This is a genomic window from Acetomicrobium hydrogeniformans ATCC BAA-1850 (assembly GCF_000160455.2).
In the GTDB taxonomy this organism is placed as follows: domain Bacteria; phylum Synergistota; class Synergistia; order Synergistales; family Acetomicrobiaceae; genus Acetomicrobium; species Acetomicrobium thermoterrenum.
Genome location: NZ_ACJX03000001.1, coordinates 469,791 through 491,447 on the forward strand (window position 1 = coordinate 469,791; position 21,657 = coordinate 491,447).

20 protein-coding genes and 1 riboswitch are annotated in these 21,657 nt (G+C 43.9%); of the genes, 5 read left to right on the forward strand and 15 right to left on the reverse strand.

The genetic code is table 11. The features are described from left to right. Positions 1–14: 14 nt before the first annotated feature. Positions 15–1,109: a redox-regulated ATPase YchF gene (ychF, locus tag HMPREF1705_RS02310; protein WP_009200316.1), complete on the reverse strand. Its 1,095-nt coding sequence runs from the start codon at positions 1,107–1,109 to the stop codon at positions 15–17. Positions 1,110–1,448: 339 nt separating this feature from the next. Here ychF and HMPREF1705_RS02315 point away from each other — a divergent pair, with 339 nt between their 5' ends. After that, positions 1,449–2,780 (forward strand): sodium:solute symporter family protein, encoded by a 1,332-nt coding sequence (locus HMPREF1705_RS02315; protein ID WP_242603495.1) that lies wholly within the window; start codon positions 1,449–1,451, stop codon positions 2,778–2,780. A 51-nt stretch (positions 2,781–2,831) separates the two neighbouring features. Here the strand turns inward: HMPREF1705_RS02315 and HMPREF1705_RS02320 are convergent, their stop codons facing one another. After that, positions 2,832–3,260 carry a bis(5'-nucleosyl)-tetraphosphatase gene (locus HMPREF1705_RS02320; protein WP_009200314.1) on the reverse strand — a complete coding sequence of 143 codons (429 nt, stop codon included), beginning with the start codon at positions 3,258–3,260 and terminating at the stop codon, positions 2,832–2,834. A 106-nt stretch (positions 3,261–3,366) separates the two neighbouring features. Here HMPREF1705_RS02320 and HMPREF1705_RS02325 point away from each other — a divergent pair, with 106 nt between their 5' ends. From HMPREF1705_RS02325 to HMPREF1705_RS02335, 3 genes are all read left to right on the forward strand, one after another. Further along, the gene (locus HMPREF1705_RS02325; protein ID WP_009200313.1) at positions 3,367–4,866 is read left to right on the forward strand and encodes a DUF4139 domain-containing protein; all 1,500 of its coding nucleotides are present in this window, start codon (positions 3,367–3,369) and stop codon (positions 4,864–4,866) included. 145 nt (positions 4,867–5,011) lie between these two features. Next, positions 5,012–5,287, forward strand: coding sequence for a FeoA family protein (locus HMPREF1705_RS02330; RefSeq protein WP_009200312.1), 276 nt, complete (start codon positions 5,012–5,014; stop codon positions 5,285–5,287). Continuing rightward, on the forward strand, positions 5,287–7,209 hold the full coding sequence (locus tag HMPREF1705_RS02335) for a ferrous iron transporter B (RefSeq protein ID WP_009200311.1): 1,923 nt from the start codon (positions 5,287–5,289) through the stop codon (positions 7,207–7,209). The genes HMPREF1705_RS02330 and HMPREF1705_RS02335 overlap by 1 nt, the downstream gene beginning before the upstream one ends. A gap of 12 nt (positions 7,210–7,221) precedes the next feature. Here the strand turns inward: HMPREF1705_RS02335 and HMPREF1705_RS02340 are convergent, their stop codons facing one another. From HMPREF1705_RS02340 to HMPREF1705_RS10875, 4 genes are all read right to left on the reverse strand, one after another. Continuing rightward, entirely contained in the window at positions 7,222–8,007 is a 786-nt protein-coding gene (locus HMPREF1705_RS02340; protein WP_242603496.1) for an ABC transporter ATP-binding protein, read from the reverse strand. A gap of 20 nt (positions 8,008–8,027) precedes the next feature. Then, positions 8,028–9,011 (reverse strand): FecCD family ABC transporter permease, encoded by a 984-nt coding sequence (locus tag HMPREF1705_RS02345; RefSeq protein WP_009200309.1) that lies wholly within the window; start codon positions 9,009–9,011, stop codon positions 8,028–8,030. Positions 9,012–9,061: 50 nt separating this feature from the next. Continuing rightward, complete coding sequence (locus tag HMPREF1705_RS02350; protein WP_242603497.1) at positions 9,062–9,910, reverse strand: LacI family DNA-binding transcriptional regulator; 849 nt, start codon at positions 9,908–9,910, stop codon at positions 9,062–9,064. 110 nt (positions 9,911–10,020) lie between these two features. Continuing rightward, the gene (locus HMPREF1705_RS10875; RefSeq protein WP_165588955.1) at positions 10,021–10,185 is read right to left on the reverse strand and encodes a hypothetical protein; all 165 of its coding nucleotides are present in this window, start codon (positions 10,183–10,185) and stop codon (positions 10,021–10,023) included. A gap of 184 nt (positions 10,186–10,369) precedes the next feature. On the opposite strand from HMPREF1705_RS10875, the gene HMPREF1705_RS02355 reads away from it, so the two are divergent. Continuing rightward, on the forward strand, positions 10,370–12,316 hold the full coding sequence (locus HMPREF1705_RS02355; protein WP_009200306.1) for an FAD-dependent oxidoreductase: 1,947 nt from the start codon (positions 10,370–10,372) through the stop codon (positions 12,314–12,316). A 100-nt stretch (positions 12,317–12,416) separates the two neighbouring features. On the opposite strand, the gene HMPREF1705_RS02360 is transcribed toward HMPREF1705_RS02355, so the two are convergent. The 9 genes from HMPREF1705_RS02360 to HMPREF1705_RS02400 form a co-directional block, all read right to left on the reverse strand. Beyond that, a complete protein-coding gene (locus tag HMPREF1705_RS02360) occupies positions 12,417–12,809 on the reverse strand; it encodes an OPT/YSL family transporter (RefSeq protein WP_040347749.1) in 393 nt (130 codons plus the stop codon). A gap of 29 nt (positions 12,810–12,838) precedes the next feature. Continuing rightward, positions 12,839–13,354, reverse strand: a complete 516-nt coding sequence (locus HMPREF1705_RS02365) for a L,D-transpeptidase (protein ID WP_242603499.1) — start codon at positions 13,352–13,354, stop codon at positions 12,839–12,841. Between the two features lie 175 nt (positions 13,355–13,529). Then, on the reverse strand, positions 13,530–15,176 hold the full coding sequence (locus HMPREF1705_RS02370) for a nucleoside kinase (protein WP_057940643.1): 1,647 nt from the start codon (positions 15,174–15,176) through the stop codon (positions 13,530–13,532). Between the two features lie 135 nt (positions 15,177–15,311). Next, positions 15,312–16,160 (reverse strand): ABC transporter permease, encoded by an 849-nt coding sequence (locus tag HMPREF1705_RS02375; protein ID WP_009200302.1) that lies wholly within the window; start codon positions 16,158–16,160, stop codon positions 15,312–15,314. A gap of 18 nt (positions 16,161–16,178) precedes the next feature. Further along, positions 16,179–17,093 carry a quaternary amine ABC transporter ATP-binding protein gene (locus HMPREF1705_RS02380; RefSeq protein WP_050767841.1) on the reverse strand — a complete coding sequence of 305 codons (915 nt, stop codon included), beginning with the start codon at positions 17,091–17,093 and terminating at the stop codon, positions 16,179–16,181. Positions 17,094–17,295: 202 nt separating this feature from the next. Continuing rightward, on the reverse strand, positions 17,296–18,327 hold the full coding sequence (locus HMPREF1705_RS02385; protein WP_009200300.1) for an ABC transporter substrate-binding protein: 1,032 nt from the start codon (positions 18,325–18,327) through the stop codon (positions 17,296–17,298). 404 nt (positions 18,328–18,731) lie between these two features. After that, on the reverse strand, positions 18,732–19,745 hold the full coding sequence (locus tag HMPREF1705_RS02390; protein WP_009200298.1) for an ATP-binding cassette domain-containing protein: 1,014 nt from the start codon (positions 19,743–19,745) through the stop codon (positions 18,732–18,734). 6 nt (positions 19,746–19,751) lie between these two features. Then, the gene (locus HMPREF1705_RS02395) at positions 19,752–20,450 is read right to left on the reverse strand and encodes an ABC transporter permease (protein ID WP_040347746.1); all 699 of its coding nucleotides are present in this window, start codon (positions 20,448–20,450) and stop codon (positions 19,752–19,754) included. Positions 20,451–20,592: 142 nt separating this feature from the next. Further along, positions 20,593–21,453, reverse strand: a complete 861-nt coding sequence (locus tag HMPREF1705_RS02400) for a substrate-binding domain-containing protein (protein WP_242603501.1) — start codon at positions 21,451–21,453, stop codon at positions 20,593–20,595. A 63-nt stretch (positions 21,454–21,516) separates the two neighbouring features. Next, a riboswitch (molybdenum cofactor riboswitch) is annotated at positions 21,517–21,638 on the reverse strand. Positions 21,639–21,657: the final 19 nt, after the last annotated feature.

The window sequence follows — 21,657 nt, forward strand, 5'->3', positions numbered from 1 at the left end:
TTTATCACCTTGCTTTATATATTGAATCGTATTTCTATAATATCTCCGTCTTTTACTATGTAATCCTTGCCCTCCAGGCGAAGCAGGCCCTTCTCTCTGGCCACTGCCATGGAAAATCCCAATTGCTTGAAATCATCGAAGTGTATTACCTGAGCCCTTATAAACCCCCTGGCTAAATCAGAATGGATAGCTCCTGCTGCATCCAAAGCGGTAGAACCTTGGGGTATAGTCCAAGCTCTAACTTCGTCATGGCCCACTGTAAAAAAGGAAATCAACCCAAGCATTTTGTAGGCCTCTCTTATTAGCCTCTCCCTTCCGGGATTCGTTATGCCAAGCTCTTTCATGAATTCTTTTTGGTCCTCCGAGGAAAGATCGGCCATCTCCATTTCCATCCTGCCGTAAATCTTTATCAAGGAAAGTCCCCTCTCCGCTGCCAACCGGACTATTTTATCGTAATCGGGAATTTTATCGTCAGACGTCTGCGTTTCATCCAAGTTTAAAACTATCAACTCCGGCTTTAGCGTCAAAAAGGAAAAACCTCTCGCTTTTTTATGCTCTGTATCGGAAAATACCAACTCCCTCAATGGCCTTTCAGACAGAAGATGGGAATGACACTTTTCCAGCAATTCCTTTTCCTGTTCTTCTTCCTTCTGCAGCACTTTCTTTTTTGCCAGCCTTTCCAGACGATTTTCTATAACGGACAGATCTCTAAATATTAATTCCATCTCAACTATTTCGAAATCCCTTAAGGGGTCTATATTTCCCTCGGGATGGGCAACTTCAGCATTATCGAAACATCTTATGATGTGAATCAATGCGTCAGAATCGGCAACGAAAGTCAAAAAGGCATTACCCAAACCGGCTCCTTTGCTTGCATCCTTAGAAAGGCCGGCCAAATCGACAAATTCGATTTGGGCAGGAACCGTCTTTTTCGGTTTATATACTGATGCAAGTTCCTGCAATCTCCCATCAGGGACATCCACAACAGCTCTATTTGGGTCCGTCTTCCCTCCGGCATAGGACTTGACTTCCGCTCGAGCGCTCGTTAAGACATTGAAAATCGTCGTCTTGCCCGACAGGGGAAGCCCGACAATACCACAATTCAACATGACCACCACTCCTTTTTCAAGAGGCCCTATACATTTTAACCCAGGGTTATATATTATGCTAATTTCTTGCGATCAATTTCTCTTCTGCCCGAAAATCGTGCGTCTGCCATGGAGGTTCCTGCAATTCTAATATCCTTGGTTTCAATTGACACATCTCGGGCTTTTAATTAAGATTATTGGAAAAATTTCAGGCAAGCCAATTCGATATTTTATCATAGCTTTTATGGAGGTGTTATTTAATTGAGCGTTCAATTATTTATATTAATTGGTTATATTGCGATGTTATATGTTATCTCGTGGTACGCGACACGCCTTGTCAATCGAGGCGGGGGAGGAGCTTTGAATTACCTGTTAGCAGGAAGGCACTTCCCGACCATCATTGTTGCGACGATGTTGACGGGGCTTGCAATAGGAGGGGCTTCTACTGTAGGGGTAGCCGAAGGAGCTTATACGCAGGGCATCTCGGCCGGTTGGTATAATGCAGCTTGGGGAGCAGGTGGCATCATAGTAGGTATACTGGTCGCCGATGCTTTTAGGCGCATGGAGGTTCGTACAATACCGGAAATGATGGAGCGCATGTATGGCCCCTCCAGCAGATTGATAAGCATAGTAGCTCAAATATTAATAATGATGGTCATCACTTCTCTTCAGTACGTTGCAGGAGGCGCAATTCTTACCGCTCTGCTGCCGTCTATTTTTACCTTCCAGCAAGGAGTTCTCTTGACGGCCCTGGTCTTTGTCGGCATTACGCTGATAGGCGGATATTGGGCAGCAGGACTCTCCAATCTGATAAACGTAATCATAATCTATCTCGGAGTAGTGGTAGCTATCTTTATCTCGGTCTCGAATTTTGGCGGTTTCGAAGCCATAACTTCCCGACTCCCGGCAGACGGACCATGGTTTCATCCTATTAGCGGTGTTGGGCTTTCTATTATAATGGCTTGGATGGTCGTCATGATCACTCAAACCTTCTCGATCCAGGCAATATCTCAAATTGCCTTTGCCGCCAGGAACGGCCGTACTGCACGCCGCGGTTTTATTATAGGAGGAATAATAACCATACCTGCTGGATTTTTGTGCGCGCTCTTTGGGATTATTGCCGCTGCCCAATTCCCTGGCCTGGAAAATGCCGCTATGGCACTGCCCATCCTGGTCACCCACATAACACCGGCAGTTGGAGGATTGTTGCTCGCATCCTTGTGGGCTGCGGATATATCGACAGCAGTGGGATTGCTTCTCGGGTGTTCAACCATGGTCACCGAAGATTTTCTAAAAAGGCTTATGCCTGAAAAAATAACGCCACGGGGAGAGTTGCTCATTTCACGGCTCGCCGTCTTGCTCGTCAGTGCAGCCACGTTATGGCTGGCCCTGACATCTGTCGGAATTTTAAAGACCATTACAACCGCTTTAGCCATGACATCCTCCTTTACCCTTTTAATATTAGCCAATATCTTCGCGCCGGCTCTGTGCAAAAAGAATTGTGGTTTTTGGACTATATTGGCATCGGTAGTGATTTGGGTAGCCTGGACTTTATTTCCTTCGACTCATATTGTTCCTCACGTAATATACTTAGAATGGCCAATTTGCCTCGGCGTGTTTTCGGCATGTGCCTTATTGAGCAAAGAACCTGCCGAAAGACTCTTGAAGGAAGTCCCTGAAATTGGAAGCTGATCGGCCTGCAGGATCAGAAATATATGTAGCTGAAGCGACCTTAGAGGATGTTCAGGAATTGGGCATCCTCTCTTTTAAAATTTTTTGGTGAGCCCATTCAAGAATCGCTTTTAACCTTTCGTTCAAAAGAGCTCTCGCATCATCATAGGGCAACCACTTCCACTCATGATGCTCGGGACGCCCCAGGTCTGGAGATATTGGAAGAAATACGTCCTTGGTTTTGGCTTCTGCAATATAAAACATGGCAACCTTTCCTTTGCCATAGGGAGGTGTTTCAGTAACATTGTCATAAAATATCACATCGGTCAAACCCGTCTCCTCTGCAACCTCGCGCTTAGCGGTTTCTAAGGGATGTTCCTCCGGTTTTATCTCGCCCTTTGGAAAATCCCAATTTCTATAAGCCCTAAGAAGCAAATAAACAGGCCTGTCATTTTCCCAATAAAAGATCACAGCACCTGCACTGATGGTTTTTATTCTCATCTTCCAACGCCTCCTCGGATCCTAGAGCTATCTTATTTTGTCATTTTATTCTAATATAGTCCCGTAAGGATACGAAATTTTGAGAAAAAGCAAGGGAGATGTAAAAATGAGGAAAATACGTCTGGGCCTATATTTATTTGCGGTGGCTTTAATGACATCGATGGGTACACACTCGTCTTTGGCTGTAGAAGGCGATTTTAACATGCTATCACCATCTAAAATAGAAATATTTTCCGAAGGAGCCCTGCTTTACTTTGAAATGCCTTCAGGCGAAGCAACCGTTATACTCCCTCCAACAATAGACCCTAACAGCATATCGATATATTCGGATTCGGGCGTAAATATATCGAAACTGGAAATAGACAAAGAATATCTGGGAGATTGGATCCCATCCGAACTTGGGGAGTTGAAAAAACAAATTAACTCATTGCAATCGAAAGTGGCCGAAACGGCTTCCCAGTTAAATGCCCTCAAACAATCTGCCGGGATGTTTGAAACCATTCCACTTCCCTCCGATCCGCGTAAGGCTAAAGAGATAATCTCGGAATTGCAAAAAGATAGGTTCGCAACTGAACAAAGCATATTCGATTTGGAGCTAAAACTGGAAGCCCAAAAAAACAACTTGAAATATTTACAGGACCAATGGAATGCCCTTAGCCCTACCGATGATTTTGCAGCCAGGGTTGCGATTTCATCGACCGGAAAGGGCGAAATCCTCCTTAAGGCCTTCAGCCACGAAGCTCGATGGCGCCCAGTTTACTATGCTAATTACGACACCAAACGAGGAGAATTGACGCTGGATGTCAAGGCTGAAATATATCAAAAAACGGGAATTCCTTGGAATGGAAAAATATCACTTTACACCCATACTGCCAAGGATGAAATCGGCATGCCCGAACTTCCGCCTTTGGTAGTGGAGTTCAGAGAACCGATTACCCTTAAAGCGCTTTCGCGAGATATCGCCAGTTTCGAGCAAAAGGCAGAAACAAGAGCCGAAGTTCTTCCGGGTATAGTTTATACCGTGGATTCCACTATTGCCGGTACGGGAAAATTAGCATTACTCCCCCTCGAAAAGTACAGCGAAAAGACAGAAATAGAAATACGTTGCTTACCTCAAATAGATCCTGAAGCATGGATTATCGTACAAACTAAACCAATTGAAAAATCTCTTGCCAAAGGAGAAGTCCATCTTTCTATCGACAATACTCCTACGGGAACAAGCTTAATAGACAATACAAGTGCGGGCGAAAATTTGAGGTTTTCCCTAGGTAAATCTCCATTGGTCAGAGCAACCAAAGTAGACCTGATACCAAAAACCGGTGAAAAGTGGACAAAAGGCACTCTTCTGGATGGCTATGACATCACTGTAGTAAACGGACTTTCCCAAGAGAGTTATATTACAATCGTAGATAGAATTCCCGTAAGTTCCCATCAAGATATCAAAGTTTCAAATATAAGTATCGAACCGGAGCCAACGGAGACAACTCAAAAGGGTATTTACACCTGGAAATTGAGATTAAAACAGGGAGAGACAGGAGCCATAAAAGTGAGATATGAGATAAAATTTCCTGAAGACAAGGAGATTACAATACGACCCATCTTCTAAGACCTTTGATAAGCCTGTATCAATCAAGCTTGACATCTTTTGTTTTAGGATATAAATTTGGCTAGGCTAACTTTTTTCGAATGTTCTTTGATTTTTTATTGGTCAGCAGCGCGTGCAATATATTTGGAAAGGAAGTTTTAATAACATGTTAGCGAGAAAATGTGATGATCAAGAGAGCATGTCCCTTATCCTATTGCCTAACGGTAAATATGCAGAGATAGCATCTTTGCCACTGGGCCAGTGTGGAAAAAGACTGGAAGCGCTGGGCCTTAGGCCTGGCAAAAAGATAAAAAAACTTTATGGAATGCCTTTTTGCGGACCGGTGACGATCGAAATCGACGGAAGACAGGCAGCGATAGGTTATATGGCAGCCTCACGAGTTAAGGTAAAACTTGTGGAAAACGGATCTCTAGAAGGGTGATGCGTATGTCCTGCCACGGACTTTTCGACATATTAAAAAAACGAAAAACCAATGGTCGAAACAATGCCAACCTAGATGACTTCGAGAGCAATACAGGTTGTGGTATGGGGATACATTGCAGCGAGTGCCCTCTGTCTTTTCGTTGCAGCCATAATGGCAATAAAGACGTATCAAAAACGACGAAGAGCGGCCAAAAAATTAAAAAAGTCCTTCTAATGGGAAACCCAAACGTCGGCAAAAGCGCTATATTTTCCCGATTGACGGGATTACATGCCATTTCCTCCAATTACCCCGGGACTACCGTAGGTTTTCTTGAAGGATCCGTTTCAATCGACGGAGAAACGTACAAGCTCATAGATGTGCCGGGTGCTTACACATTGGATCCAACTAACGAAGCAGAGGAAGTTGCCCGTCGCATCTTAGACGAAGGTGGAGATATAGTTGTAATAGTCGCGGATGCAACTGCGCTAGAGAGAAACCTCTATTTGGCACTTCAGGTACTTGAAAAAGGTTACCCTTCGGTATTGGTCTTAAATATGGTTGATGAAGCCAGACACAAGGGCATACATATAGATTTGCAAACGCTGGAAAGAGAGCTGGGCATCCCCGTTGTGTCGACTGTTGCCGTTACCGGAGAAGGTATATCTGCACTCAAAGACGCCCTCGCAAAGGCACGCCCCTCCTTCATACTTCCCATGGGCAAAGACGAGCGATGGCGGTTGATAGGCGATATAGTTATGCGATCCCAGCAGGTAACACACAGACACCACACTTTTCGCGATCGCCTTGAGGATATAAGCGTTCATCCCGTATCAGGTCTGATATTGAGCCTATTGGTCATAGGATTGAGCTTTTACACAATAAGAACTATTGGCGAGGGGTTGATTGATTACGTCTTTGACCCTCTATTCGACAGATTTTGGAGTCCACTCCTTGCTTCTTTGTCTAATCTGCTGGGTGGCTCGGGATTCCTCCATGACATACTCATCGGGCACCTCATTGACGGAAACTTGGACTGGGAACAGAGCTTTGGAATTCTGTCGACGGGATTATACGTGGAATTTGCTATGGTATTCCCCTATATAATCTCATTTTATTTAATCTTATCTTTGCTTGAAGATATTGGCTACCTACCACGCTTGGCCGTGCTTTTTGACGCGCTACTGCACAGGATAGGCCTTCACGGATTTGCAATAGTGCCCACCCTTTTGGGTCTAGGTTGTAATGTCCCAGGAATTCTGGCAACAAGGGTATTGGAATCGGAACGGGAAAGGTTTATTGCTGCTACCTTGATATCGGTTGCCGTGCCCTGCGCCGGCCTTCAGGCAATGATATTTGGTGCGATTGGTTCGCTAGGCATGAGGTATGTCGTGGTTATATATGCTTCCCTTTTTCTCGTATGGCTGATTCTTGGATATGTGCTTAATAAAATTTTATCGGGTCAAAGCCCCGAGCTAATTGTGGAAATTCCGCCTTACAGACTGCCTTCGTTTCGAGATCTAGGCCTGAAACTTTGGTTTCGCATATCGGGGTTTTTATTAGAGGCAACTCCTCTGGTGCTTATAGGGATCCTGATCGCCAATCTTATTTATTCCAGCGGAATACTTCCCTTGATCTCTAATTTCTTAAAGCCTGCTGTGTATCTTCTCGGGTTACCCCCGGAGGCAATTGGCGCGATATTGCTTGGTTTCTTGAGAAAAGATGTGGCCGTAGGCCTGCTATTGCCTCTTGGGCTGACTCCCCAACAGCTTATCGTAGCAATTGTTGTGCTTTCCATGACCTTTCCATGCATCGCTACGTTCGTTGTGCTTTTCAAGGAATTAGGGGCAAAAAGGCTGTTGCAAAGCATAATTATCATGATTTCCATTGCCATGTTAGCGGGGATCGCTTTAAACTCCCTTTTTTCTCTCATGATTACATAGGTCGAGGTTACTTTAAAGGGGTATGGCGATCAACCCGCCATCCCAATGTTTTACGTACCAGGAAACGTCAAATACCTCGCTCAGCATATCTGCATCGACATCTTTCGTGTCACAGATATTATAAACTGATCCATCTTTCATCAAAGCTATCCTGTCCGCAAAACGAAGCGCTAGATTGACATCGTGCATGACGCAAAGGGCCGCTCGGCCCCCGTTGGCGTAAGCCCTCAAGACTCTCATAACAGCCACCGAATGTTTCGGATCGAGAGCACTCGTTGGTTCATCTAACAGCAACAAGGCTGCGTCTTGAGCAAGACATTGAGCAAGCAAGACCCTTTGCAGTTCTCCGCCCGAGAGGGATGTAACTGATCTTTCTTCAAAGCCCTTCATTTCAACTTCCTGAAGATAACGCAATGCCAATTTTACATCTAAGGTTCCGTAGCTGCCCAAGAAGGAAACCCAGGGATAACGCCCCAACAAAACTACATCCAAAACTTTAAAAGGCATTGCCATATGTGCCTTCTGAGGCATATAAGATACCATCCTGGCTAACTCTCTGCGGGATAGCTTTTCTACGGAACGGTTTAAGATATTTACGCTTCCCTTCATATTTACCAACTTGACAAAGGCCTTTAACATCGTGCTTTTTCCGCTGCCATTAGGCCCGAGTACTGCAACAAGCTCATCTTTATGCACAGTAAGCGATATATCGCGCAAAACTTGCCTGTCTCCATAAAAGGCTGAAACGCCTTGGGCGTTTAACGCCTCTGCGGGGCGTTCTGAATCTATTTTATCCAACAGCAAACACCACCTCTAAATCAAGACGACTTCCACAGAAGAAAACAGAAAACAGGACCTCCCACAAGGACCGTCAGCACTCCCACAGGCAAAGAACCCAATGCACGTGCCGCAATGTCCGACCATAACAATATAAGGCCGCCGCCCATCCAAGAGGCAAAAATAAGCCGAATATGAGAATGTCCCACTATCATTCTAAATAAATGCGGGACTATCAACCCTATGAAACCAATCACACCGCTATAGGAGACAGCAACTGATGTTATAAAAGAAACGATGCAAAGTAAGATCCATCTCGTACGATGTGTGTTCATCCCCAAAGTTTCGGCCTTTCCCTCCCCTAGGGATATGAGATCTAACTCTCTATGCAGCAGCAAAAACAATAAGGCCAAGCCTGAAGCTATTAAACACCCAGGAAGCCATCTCCAACTGGCAGAGTTGAAACTGCCCATGATCCAAAAGAAAAAAGCACCCAGCTTTTCAGGAAATAAAGTTTGAAGCAACATCATGAAAGCCTGAAGAATGCTGCTTACTATGACTCCCGACAGAATAAGCCTGGTTGGATCGATCGAGCGTGATCTACTGCTCAATGCCCATACTCCGGAAAGAGTCAAAATGCCCCCCAAAAAAGCAAAGAGCCTTATCGATGGCAAGTTAAAGGCAATTGCAAGAGTTGCACCCAATGCAGCTCCAGAGGCAACGCCCAAGGTATAGCTTTCGGCCAAGGGATTAAGAAGGAGACCTTGATAAACCACACCCGAAGCCCCAAGGATCGAACCAATTAAGAAAGCTATTATTGTTCTAGGAAGCCTTACATAAAGGACAATTGCATTAAAAACGTCCCCCGAATCTCTTGCTTGTGAGGACGTGAGATAGGAAAAAACTATTGAAACGACATCCTTTAATGGAACATGTACCTCGCCAATCACGAGAGAAAGACACATAGTCAAAAGGACAACAAAACTTGAGGCAACTACAAAGGCAAAATAGCTCTTTTTTTTCACCGGGTTCCCCTTTCTCGATTCTTCAGCTTAAAAAGCCATCATTAAAATTATCATTCAATGGAAAATCTCACCAAATTTTTAAAAGGGACATCGCGATGTCTCAATATGTTGACTAAAAGCTTTGCTGCCAAAACGCCCATCTCAAAACAGGGGAAATGAATGCAATATCCACCCATGGCTTTTGCGAAATCTCGTTCGTCGAACAAAAGCAACATATCCCCTTTACGAAAATATTCTTCTTTAAATCCTGAATCCTGATCTATTTCGTAATTGGAGTTGATTAATCGCCCAATTCCCTTTGGCAAGGTCCCGTCGCATACCCAAAGGGAATTTTTACCCTTTCCTTTGTACCCTTTGAGTTTTACTTTTAGAGTTCTATTAGGCTTGGTATCTCCCGCAAATACTATCCTGCGCCCGTCAGCTAGTTTTATTATCATTTGAGCCAAGTCCTCCCAAAAGGGCACAATGCTTACATGTTTATCTATCGTCTCTCCTACTGCTATCAAGGGAAAATCGACATCCGGCGGAGGGCTTCCCACCCAAATAATGCCTTCTACTTTATGCGCTACAAAACGAGATCGCAAAAAGCTCGCCTCAAAATCGTCGGCTACATAAATAATGGGCTCCTTATTCACAGTTGCCATGATGCGATTTATCCCTTTCAAAAACCTATTTAATCCAGAAAATTGCTGCTCTTCAACCTCTACGCTTATTAACCCTGACTTTCTTTCCGATAGCCCTCTAGCCAAGGCATTAGGTTTATATTCCAGACGCTTTATGACCTCCCAGACCTTTTCCCTCGTTTTTGACGATATTCGGGGGTCTCCTCGCAACACGCGGCTGACAGTTGCCTTGTCAACACCTGCCTCTTTCGCTACATCAGCCATTGTCACAGACATTAGTTTCACTCCCAGTTAACTTGCCTTTATATCATAAACATATTGTAATAGTCATTTTACACCACATAATATCCGGGGCAGGAGGTTCCGCTCCTGCCCCGGAGGGGGCTTCAGGCTTGTATGTCCAAATTTGATCCAATGCCCAGACTTTGAAAGAGCTCCTGCAACATTGCCTGCTGCAAATTTAAGGTCCTTTTCAACATAGCCGCAGCAACAACACCCTGCACGTCTTTTACTGCCTCACTGGAGATGTTGCTTGTTTGTCCTACCTCCATGGGCATCACCTCCCCTTACGGCCCTAATAAATTATAGACTATTTTCAAAATACCCGCATACGACCTATAGTCCTTGCTGTATTTCATCGTCATAAGCCATGTAACAATACGGTATATTAGCTTCAGGATTCATGGCCATGCTATAATAATTTTGTATTAACATAATTTGAGGGGGTGCGAAATAATGGAAATCAAATACAAAAACTTGTTTTCCGAAGGAAAGATAGGCAATTTAAATGTTAGAAATCGCATTGTCATGCCTCCCATGGGCACAAACTTTGCAAATGCAGATGGCTCTGTAAGTCAGGTGCTTATCGATTATTACAAAGAACGGGCCTGTGGTGGGGTTGGATTGATCATTACCGAAATAGTTTGCGTTGACAGCCCGGTGGGAAAGGCCATCACAAATCAACTCTGCCTTGACGACGACAAATACATTGGCGGTTTTTCCGATTTAGCCGAAGCCGTCCACTTGGAAGGAGCCAAGGTATTCGTCCAGCTCCATCATGCCGGAAGACAAACTACTCCGAACATTACCGGAGGAATTCAGCCGGTGTGTCCCTCTGCAACCCATGAAGGGTTTTTGAACGTCACACCCAGAGAACTGTCAAACGAAGAGATAGAAGATCTCGTACAAAAATTCGTAAGCGCTGCTGTTCGGGCCAAGATGGCCGGAATTGATGGCGTAGAGCTCCATGGAGCTCATGGTTACCTTATCGGCCAGTTTATGTCACCTCATATAAATAAGCGCACGGATAAGTGGGGAGGAAGCACTGAACGACGCATGCGGTTTCCCCTCGAGATTATAAAGGGCATTCGACAATCTTTGGGACCGAATTTTCCCATATGCTTCCGCTTTAATGCAGACGACTTTGTGGAAGATGGAATAACATTGGATGAAGCTAAAATAATTGCAAAGATATTAGAGGACGCAGGAGTAAACGTCCTAAGCGTGAGCGTTGGTATTTACGAAACCATGCCAAAACTGCTTGAGCCTTTCCATTTTGAAGAAGGGTGGCGGGTTTATACGGCTGAAGCGATTAAAAAGGTTGTCAACATCCCTGTCATAACAGTCGGAGTTATACGCAATCCCGAGTTCGCAGAAACAGTCATAGCCGAAGGCAAAGCAGATTTTGTGGCCATTGGACGCGGCCTCATAGCCGATCCCGAATGGCCAAAAAAGGCTTATGAGGGACGCGACGAAGAGATACGAAAATGCATTTCCTGCAACACTTGCATTGGTTTGAAGGTCTTTGCTGGTCAAAAAATGAGATGTGCCGTTAACCCCAAAGTAGGGTATGAGTGGAAGTACCAATGCCTTCCTTCCGCCTGCGAGAGAAAAAAGGTCGTGGTGGTCGGAGGCGGGCCTGCCGGAACATATGCTGCCGTAACCGCTGCCCGGAGGGGGCACGAAGTCACTCTCATTGAAAAGGAGGATAAAATTGGCGGTCAGCTAAACCTCTCAAGCCTGCCGCCTGGAAAGGATAAAATTAACTGGTTTACCGAATGGCTTGAAGGAGAATTAAAGCGAACAAATGTCACTGTCAGGCTAGGTGAATGTGCAACTGCTGAGAAATTATACGAATTAAAACCAGATGTCGTCATTGTAGCCACCGGGGCAGAGCCGATTGTACCAAACATCCCTGGCACAGAGAGGGCTCTTCTTTCTTGGGACGTTTTAAGAGGAAAGGCCAACATTCCATCAGGAGAAGATGTGGTAATAGTAGGCGGAGGGTTAGTGGGCTGTGAGACCGCTAACTACCTCCTTGGAAAGGGATGCAATGTCACTATAATCGAAATGCTTGACGATATAGCTCTAGATATGGAGCCAATCGAAAGATTTGATCTTCTTACACTCTTTGCCTCTAAGGGTGTAAAAGCTCTGACAAAAAGTCTGGTAACCAATATAACCCCTGACTCAATCGAGATGGTAGATGTTACATCGCGACAAATAAAACAAATACCGGCAAAGCACGTAGTATTGGCCGTGGGACAAAAACCCGTGGGATGCGAATTAGCAAGGGATTTATCCGACAAAGGCATCCCCGTAATTACTGTGGGCGACGCTCGATCCGTAGGCAAGATAGTCGATGCATCGTTATTCGGTTTTAACGCAGGTGTAAAGGTATAAACTAGCGATAGCGCAATATGTAAAAATTAACGCCTCTTTCTCCCTAATTAAGAAGAAAGAGGCGTTATATAATTTTCGGTGCCTTATACGACCAATTGCATTACTTTTTCCCAAGCCTCACAAGCCAATAAGCAATGGCAAGCAAAAGAATCAGACCCAAGTTGCTACTGGTTTGACCCACCTTGAGGCTGACTACCGTTACGATCATGATGGCAAACCCGATACCCATTAATACCTCTCCGGTTATTAGTCCAGCAGCTCCAAGAACGCCGATATCATTAGTCGACTCGTTTTTACCCCTTCTCAGTTTTCTGCTTACAGAATTCAGTATGCCTCCGAAAAATATGGCCACACCCAAACTAAAGGGAAGATAGAGACCGACAGCAACGGGCATGACGGGAGTACGGAAGTTAGAACCTTTAGCAGCAAGGATTTCATTAATTTCGGTCCTTGGGAGGAGTGCTCCTCCCTGTTTTTTGCGTACTATGCTCATCCCTGCACTCATACCCTTGTGAGTGGGATTTAATTTAGTGACTCCAGAATAACTACCTTTTGGCCTTTCATGCTCATGCTCACGACTTCCAACAGATCGTCGTTCGCCATCCTTATACATCCGTGGCTTGCGTCCGTTCCTATTTCATGCAGATGTTCATCGTCGGTTCCATGAATTCCTATCCCTTTCCACCCCGTTTCAAGGCGAATAAAATAGGGCCCATACCCTATCCGCTCTTTTGTGGCTTTATCGACGTAGCTACCCCAAAAGCTGGAATCCTCGATAGATTTTACGTAAAAAACACCTTCAGGAGTACGCATATCCCCTACTTTAAGTTTTTGCCCAGGATTTCTTCCCGTTGCCACCATCCATCCGCCGTATATCACTTTATCTGTTTCAGAGAGAGCCAGTAAAACATGTTCTTTCTTAGAACAAACCCATGTTATTTTAGCTAAATCACTGGGAGGAACATTTAGCGACAGCATAACTTCCGAAAATTCGACGACAGAAGTGCCTTGCACTAAAGAAAAATAATTTACTGCCATTTGGATTAAATCATTTTCGGCAAGCCTATATGTGGCCTCCGCATTGGACACATTGCATAACGTAAACATATACAAAAATAAACATATTATTAAAGATTTTAAAAATAAACAATAAGTTATTTTTATTTTTTTATACTGCATTATTATGTATTTTATTAACATATTTGGATTTTTATTAAATCGTCTCAAAACAGCTTCCTCCAATGAACTCCCGTATTATCGAATTATTAGGAACGCCATCGGCAGGCATGAAAGGTACATAATGCAAAAAGGTCAACAATCTTTGCGCTTCGCCGAACATGGGCGAATCCTCATGGATATTTCTAAGCAAAGGTTCAGCATAACCTTTCAATACGGCAAGTTCGTATACGGTAGCAGAATTGAACATAACATGAGCTCTCTCTTGATAGGGAAATATATGTTTTTGTGCTCCCCTTGTCACCGATGGCCATTGGATTAAAGTCGCTTCGGGACTCTTGCCCCTTGTCCGATAATCCCTGACCAATCGCCTTATAAGTCTGTTATCTGTCGTACTTGTCCTATTGTGGCGATCAAGATTAATCCCCGTTAAGGGGGAAACGTATATCCTCCACTTATTGTACTCGGGGATACTTTTGGTGACCATTTCATTCAAACCATGAATCCCCTCAATAACTATGATGTCACCATCTTTAATACGCATTCGTCTTCCTCTTTCTCTTTTGCCCGTGAAAAAGTTAAATTTAGAGATTTCGACCTCTTCGCCATCGAAGAGGTTAACTAAACTTTCGTTTATCAAATCCAAGTCAAGGGCTTCGATAGCTTCGAAATCATAATTGCCCTTTTCATCCTTAGGTGTTTTTTCTCTCTCAACAAAATAATCGTCCAGGGAAATTATAAATACCCGCTTACCAAACACCTGAAGTTGAATACGCAATCGATGAGCAGATGTGGTCTTACCTGAAGCCGAAGGTCCGGCAATACAGATCAACCTTATATTGTTATTTACCGCAATATTTTTAGCCAATTGCGACAACCACTGAGAATGCAACGCTTCCGATATTTGTATTACATCATTGGATTCACCCCTTGAAACCAAGGCGTGAAGGTTTTCCATGGTATTTATTCCTAAGATATCAAGCCATCTTGCATATACCGTAAAAACTTCTGCCAAACGCTTAGAGGGCATAAAGGGCGGAAGCCCCTGAGGATAGGCAACTGTCGGAAACCTCAATACCATGCCCTGGTCGTATGGTATGAGGTCATAGGTTTTCATATAACCTGTTGACGGGGCAAGAGGCGCGTAAAAATAACCGTAGGTATTATCGCTTCTATAAACCTCTATAGGATCGACAGCTGCCCACCTCAACAAGTTGGCCTTATCCATATTTCCTTGACGGGTAAATATTCTCTTGGCTTTGTCGCCCGATATTACCTCTCGTTTTATGGGAATATCGGCATTAACCAGTCTATCCAATTCGCGTTTTATGGCATCTAACTTTTTCTCCGTGACTGAACCGGATTCAAGCTCACAGTAATAGCCGTCGCTAATCGAGTGCCTGATGAATACGTCTTCCGACAAAGCGTTCATACAGGCAAGAACCAGCAAAAAACTGAGACTTCTTCTGTATACTTCCATCCCCTCAAAGCTTGAGGTGTCCACAAACTCTATGCAACTATCGTCATCCACGACCCAATCCAAAGGGCGCAAGTAGCGATTTACTCTCCAAGCCACTATATTGGACTCGTGCCCCTTGCCACAGGCAACAAGCACGTCCTGCCCCTTTACAGGTCGCGCAAAAAGCAGCCTGTTTCCGTTCTTTACCTTGACGACAAAGCTCATGCTATGTTTTTTTACCTCCACTACGTCTTTATTGCGCAATCGTCTATATCACACGAAAATCCCGCTAGTTTTATATTTTAGCATGGGATAATTTTCAAAGGAAGAAGCTTTTAAATAATAGTTTTCCGATTATCCTTACCTGGGCGGCTCCCATTTCTTCGCTATGGACTGAGTCACTCTATCGATAACTATAGCCATCACAACAACTGACAATCCCGCTTCAAATCCTCTGCCTATATCTATTCTATTTATGGAGAGCAACACCTCCTGACCAAGCCCCCTGGCCCCGATCATCGAGGCAACGACAACCATAGCTAAAGCCATCATTGTAGTTTGATTGACACCGGTAAGAATGGAAGGCATTGCCAGCGGAATCCTTACTTCCTTGAGCAGTTGCCACTTCGTTGCGCCATAAGCCAAAGCGGCCTCTTCTATGTTTTTAGGCACATGCCTTAAACCCATATTCGTCAGCCTTATTACAGGTGGTAACGAATATATCAAGGTGGCCAAAACCGCAGGCACCTTGCCAAGGCCAAAGAGCATCATGGCTGGGATTAAATACACGAAGCTCGGCATAGTCTGCATCCCATCCAAAATTGGCCTTATGACCACCGCAAAGGAGTTGATCTCCGCCATCAGTATCCCCATGGGAATACCTATTAACAGCGAAATTATAACCGCCGTCAGCACGACGGCCAGCGATTCCATCGCCAATGCCCATAATCCGAAGGCACCGATCAACAATGGCAAGATAGCCAAGGTCAAAGAAGCAATGAGCTTTTTCGTGGTTGTAAATAGCACCACAAAAACAATTATCATATACAACCACCAGGGGACCATCAGCAGTATTTCGTTTATCCTTAGCAACATAGTAAGGATACCAGTAGAAATAGCGTCAAATACAGGTGCATATGAATCTAGCAACCAATCTACGAAATTATTGACTTGTTCCGCTACATGAAAAGTGAAATGCTCTGGAAACATATTCTCTTCACCTCCTCGTTACGAGCTTGCAGGCGTACTTGCCAGCTTGTTACCCAAACTCAGTTTCGTCTTTTCCAGCGTCCGCCTTTCGTCGGCAACGAAAGCAGCTACGTAGTCATCTGCCGGATTCGAAACGATCTCATCCGGTGTCCCGATTTGAACTATACTTCCCCTTCTCATGATGGCCATTCTGTCACCTAACCGCAAAGCTTCCGATAAATCATGAGTAACAAACATTATGCTTTTTTTCATTTCTTCCTGCAGCCTCAACAGTTCGTCCTGTAGTTGTCTGCTGATAAGAGGATCCAGACCGCTAAAAGGTTCGTCCATCAGAAGTACAGGGGCATCCATTACCAGCGCACGGGCAATTCCGACCCTTTGCTGCATTCCGCCGGACAATGCGGCAGGATAATAATTCTCCCATCCCTTCAAACCCACTCTTGCTATTGCAGCATTGGCTTTTCGATATCTTTCCTCTTCCGGTTCGCCTCGAAGCTTTAAGCCGAAGGCAACGTTATCCAGAACTGTTTTGTGGGGAAGCAAACCATAGTGCTGAAAAACCATCGCGGCTTGATATCTTCTGTGCTTAACCAATTCCTTTTTGCTCAAAGAGGTGATATCGAGATCATTGATTTTAATCGTTCCTGCCGTAACTTCTATCAATCTCATGAGACAGCGTATAAGGGTTGACTTTCCGCTGCCGGATAACCCCATGACGATAAAAATCTCTCCAGGATATATTTCGAAAGATACATCCCTCACAGCCACTACAACTTTGCCGTCTTTTTCCATCTGTGAAATCGTTACTTCATCGTGAACGTCGATATTTAATGTTTTCTTCCCTTTTAAACGTTGTCCTTTAGAAAACACCTTCCACAGGTTTTTTACCTCAACAACCGGAGAAATAGCATTTATAGACTTAATCTCACTCATCCACATCACTCCCATTTTCGTGGACTTTCAAAAACAAATAGGGATAAAATTTGACCAAAATAATCGATCAAACTTTATCCCACCCAAACCACCCAAGTACTTTTATAAAATTTACATATTGTATTGAGCTAGAAAATCCGCCTCTTTCAACAGAAATTTAAGTTTTTAACCGAAATCTAACTCGATCAACGAATTTTAAGATCTATTCCTTAACGACCTCTTTATCCAATGCCTCTTTCAGCTTGTCTATATGAGGATCGCCAGAAATGGGAAACCACTGCTCCCATTGCTCGGGAAACTTTTTCAAAAACCATATGGCAGCATCTTTAGGTCGCAGCTCATTCTGCCACATGTAGGCAAGTGCTTCGTTTGTCTGTTCGATCGTCGCTTCGTAATTTGCTAAAAACGATATGACGAAGGGGTCTTTCTGCAGTAATTTTGCGCTCGCTCCTACATGGACTTTTGATTTAGGAAAATCACATCTGTAGCCGTTTTCTTCGTTCCATAATTTGATATCATATGGCGGTTCCTCGATTTTAGTCATGTCAAAAAGGCCAAGAATCGGCGTAGGCTCCCAATAGTAGAAAAATATAGGCTCACCTTTTCGATAGGCACTTACTATTGCAGTGGAGAGAGCTGCGTCAGAGCCTGGCTCAAAAGATTGATAATACTTATCCAATCCATATGATTTAAGTTTTTCCATGTTTATAGAGCTAATCATCCAACCTGTGGGGCCATTGTAAAATCTACCCTTATTAGGATTCTCCGGATCCTTAAAAAGTTCCCAATATTTAGGAAGATCCTCAATACTTTTGAGGTCCGGCGCCATTGGTTTAATACCTCTTTCGGGATCGCCCTTAATGACATATGTGGGTACATACCAACCCTGGCCGGCATCTGGATAGGTCGAACCTAAATCCAAACATTCGCCGCTTTCCACATATTTACCCCATGCCTCAATATTGTCCGACCATATTTCCATGGATACATCTACATCGCCTCGCGCCATCCCCAATAACAAGGGAAGACTTTCTCCAAAGCTATAGGAAACGCTATATCCATAAGCCTTTTCCAATATATAACCGGCAATACGATTATGTATTTGTACACTATCCCAACTAAAATCCCCAAAGGTGATGTTTTTCGCTTTGGCAAATGATATTGCAGGTGAAGAGAGAAGAAAGAAAGAAAATACTACTATTACTATCAGCACAGTGATTGCCCTTTTAAACATGCAAATACCCCCCTTTAATTCATGCAAAACCTCACATCCTTCGATTCGAAAGCGACGGATAAAGGATTATCGGTTACTGAATATTTGAACTTTATGTTTCGTCCACTGTAATATATGCGGTTTTTATATCTGGCCAGACTCATTTGAAAGTGGATTTGATTACGATCATCTATTTTAAAATACAATAATATTAATATTTGTCAAGTTAACTGTATACATTTTATTGTCAATATATGAACACCAGAAAACAATAAACCCCTTGATATATTAGCCAAAATCAGACATTACGGACGAAATAACGTCAAAGAAAAAATTTTAAAAATACTGTACACAAACCTTCAAGCAAGATCAGACACAATCAAAGCGTCAAAATCGCTTTAGCACACTGTCACCCAAAAAACTTCTCATAACCATTTCGCAGCCGTGGCCTTAAACACTACATATATATTCATCCCGGGGCTTAATTTGAGTTCCCTGGCAGCTTCATCGGTAATTAAGGCAACCAAGTTTATCTCCCCTATAGATAAGGTAACCCTTATCTGACTGCCATTACAATAGGCCATCTCTCTAATAAAACCATATAACAAATTACGAGCAGAGGTCCTTTCAGGATATTCAGCCAAAAGTATCTCCGATGGACTGATTGACACTACGCCAGATTGCGATGGGGCTCCGGAAATAAAAATCTTTTGACCATCCCTTAACCTTTTACAGTACAAGCCGTTTTCAAGCTTTTCCCAAGGGCCGGGGATTATGTTCTCAGGCCCCTGACGCACAATGCGACCGCCCCAAAGCGAAAGGATCTCATCGGCAGTGCTGTAAAGCCATCCCAGATCATGGCTTACCATGATAATAGTCGTTTTCCATTCCCTTTTTGCCTTGATCACGGCCTGATTTATTAAGGCTTCCGATACTTTGTCGACATTTGCCGTCGGCTCATCGAGCAATAAAACATCGGGCCTTAAAGCGAGACGCGCTGCCAAGGCTACGCGCTGAGCTTCGCCTCCCGAGAGCTCATGCCAGGCTCTGTATAAAAAATCTCTTGGCTGCAAACCAACCATTTCAAGCGCTTCCACAACCCTGCTTTTAATGGTCTTCGAATCATATCCGCGTAATTTCAAGCCATAGGCCACATTGTCCTTTACCTTTCGAGTCAATAGACGTGCATTTTGTAAAAGCATTGTTACTTCTTGGCGGAAAAGTGAGGCCTTTTGCGACGTAACGGAAGAGCCTTTATATATAATTTGGCCTTCGCTCGGCTCATCTAAAAATGCCAAAATTCTGAGCAATGTCGTCTTACCGCTCCCGTTCGGGCCGACTAGGCCGTAAATCTTACCCCCTTCTATAGCCAAACGATCTACGGATAGAGCACATCTGTCGTTGTAAAAACGTTTAATATCTCTTAACTCATAAAGCATATCTGTTCACCTTGTCTGCCTTCTTCGCTTAGCATATGATAGTGTGCTGTTGACTATAAAGGCTATCAACAGCAAGATCATCCCCAAGGCTATCCCCATGGCAAATTGCCCCTTGTTTGTTTCAAATGCCATTGCCGTGGTAATTGTTCTCGTTCTCCATTTTATGTTTCCGCCTAACATTGAGGCAGCACCAACCTCGGATATAACGCGTCCATATGCGGTAATTGCTGCCATAAGCATCCCATATCTCGCCTCCCATAAGATGTCAAATAACAGCCTTTTTCCGCTGGCTCCTAGCGTTAAAAGGGTGTCCCTTACCGACAAATCCAGCTCTTCGATGGATTGTGCTGAAAGTGCAATCACAATAGGCAGGGCCAGAACCACTTCGCCCACTATAACGCCTTTTAGAGTAAAAAGCAGATTCATACCGCCCAGTGGTCCACGATTTGAAATAAAGGCATACACCCATAGTCCGACCAATACCGTGGGAAGGGCAAGCAATGCATCGAAAACGGATCTAAAAAACCGTCTGCCTGGAAAATCGAAGTAACCCAATAAAAAACCCAAAGGAAGACCTATAACAAGAGATATTATTATCGCAGCCGTAGAAGCCCTCAATGTAGCGGAGACGGCCGAATATACCTCCTCATCTCCTTTTAAAAGCAACACAAAGGCTTCCGCTATTCCAGAAAGGATATATTCCATGATGTTACCTCCCTCGAAAGTTGCGATGCTCAAAAAGATTATATACACAAATATAAAAAACAATAAGCCGCCACAGGGGGATGCGGCGGCCTATATGGGGGATTGGAGCATCTATATAAAACTTAAAAAGCGCAGGATGTCATTAATTTGTCCCCAAAGCCATATTTGCGTTCGGGAAGAAAAGTTGTTTGCCCATGAGCCTGAAATCGGCTATGGCTTGCTGGGCTTTTGGAGTAACAATCCATTCGATAAACTTCTTTGCCAAATCGTATTTGACATTGGGGCAATTCTCAGGATTTACCGCAATTACGCTATATTGATTCATCAAGAAAGAATCCCCTTCAGATAAAATAACGAGTGGAGGATTCCCTTCGTAGTTAGCTTCATATCTAATGTAAGTGCCTCTATCGGTTAACGTATAGCCTCCCTTTTCGGCAGCTACGTTAATCGTAACTAACATACCTTGACCTGTCTGCACATACCATTCTTCTTTGTCAGGAATAGCCAAACCCGCCTGCACCCAAATAAATTTCTCCTTGGCATGAGTGCCCGATTCATCGGCTCTGCTGACAAATACGGCCTCCTTTTCGGCAACCTTCTTTAATGCTTCAGTAGAAGACAACCCCTTTATGCCAGCCGGATCGTCCTCTGGGCCAATTATCACAAAGTCATTGTACATTACTTGAGTCCTATCAACTCCATATCCGGCTTCTATAAATTTCTCCTCAGAATCAGGATCGTGAACCAGCAGAACATCTACATCACAATTTTCTCCCAACTTTAAAGCCTTCCCAGTACCCGTAGCCGTCCATTGAAGAGTTATTCCCGTATCTTCATTGAACATGGGTGCAAGATAATCGAGAAGACCGGTATCGTCGGTACTTGTTGTAGTTGCCATTAAAAGGACGTCTTCTGCTTCTGCGAACCCTTGCCCAAGAGAAAAAACCACCAATATAGCTACAAAAACAATCAGCAACCGCGAGGTCAACCTTTTCATGTCCATGATAATTCCTCCCTTGCTTAATTTTTTCACAAAAAAATTAGTCCCCTTCCCGCCGGGAAAAGGACTAATGTTCTTTCTCCTCCTTTCCGAGCGGGAGGCCCTTTCGTTTCCGAAAAGACCCTATCGGTCAACGCTCATAGACCGCAAAGATCCTTAGAACCGTTGACTCGGAGGTTATATTATTAAAATTAAGATATGTTTACA

Coding starts and splice junctions, on each gene's coding strand:
- ychF (WP_009200316.1), bottom strand. CDS start 1,109: ATGTTGAATTGTGGTATTGTCGGGCTTCCCCTGTCGGGCAAGACGACG.
- HMPREF1705_RS02320 (WP_009200314.1), bottom strand. CDS start 3,260: ATGAGAATAAAAACCATCAGTGCAGGTGCTGTGATCTTTTATTGGGAA.
- HMPREF1705_RS02325 (WP_009200313.1), top strand. CDS start 3,367: ATGAGGAAAATACGTCTGGGCCTATATTTATTTGCGGTGGCTTTAATG.
- HMPREF1705_RS02330 (WP_009200312.1), top strand. CDS start 5,012: ATGTTAGCGAGAAAATGTGATGATCAAGAGAGCATGTCCCTTATCCTA.
- HMPREF1705_RS02335 (WP_009200311.1), top strand. CDS start 5,287: ATGCGTATGTCCTGCCACGGACTTTTCGACATATTAAAAAAACGAAAA.
- HMPREF1705_RS02350 (WP_242603497.1), bottom strand. CDS start 9,910: ATGTCTGTGACAATGGCTGATGTAGCGAAAGAGGCAGGTGTTGACAAG.
- HMPREF1705_RS10875 (WP_165588955.1), bottom strand. CDS start 10,185: ATGGAGGTAGGACAAACAAGCAACATCTCCAGTGAGGCAGTAAAAGAC.
- HMPREF1705_RS02355 (WP_009200306.1), top strand. CDS start 10,370: ATGGAAATCAAATACAAAAACTTGTTTTCCGAAGGAAAGATAGGCAAT.
- HMPREF1705_RS02360 (WP_040347749.1), bottom strand. CDS start 12,809: ATGAGCATAGTACGCAAAAAACAGGGAGGAGCACTCCTCCCAAGGACC.
- HMPREF1705_RS02365 (WP_242603499.1), bottom strand. CDS start 13,354: ATGGCAGTAAATTATTTTTCTTTAGTGCAAGGCACTTCTGTCGTCGAA.
- HMPREF1705_RS02370 (WP_057940643.1), bottom strand. CDS start 15,176: ATGAGCTTTGTCGTCAAGGTAAAGAACGGAAACAGGCTGCTTTTTGCG.
- HMPREF1705_RS02375 (WP_009200302.1), bottom strand. CDS start 16,160: ATGTTTCCAGAGCATTTCACTTTTCATGTAGCGGAACAAGTCAATAAT.
- HMPREF1705_RS02380 (WP_050767841.1), bottom strand. CDS start 17,093: ATGAGTGAGATTAAGTCTATAAATGCTATTTCTCCGGTTGTTGAGGTA.
- HMPREF1705_RS02385 (WP_009200300.1), bottom strand. CDS start 18,327: ATGTTTAAAAGGGCAATCACTGTGCTGATAGTAATAGTAGTATTTTCT.
- HMPREF1705_RS02390 (WP_009200298.1), bottom strand. CDS start 19,745: ATGCTTTATGAGTTAAGAGATATTAAACGTTTTTACAACGACAGATGT.
- HMPREF1705_RS02395 (WP_040347746.1), bottom strand. CDS start 20,450: ATGGAATATATCCTTTCTGGAATAGCGGAAGCCTTTGTGTTGCTTTTA.
- HMPREF1705_RS02400 (WP_242603501.1), bottom strand. CDS start 21,453: ATGGACATGAAAAGGTTGACCTCGCGGTTGCTGATTGTTTTTGTAGCT.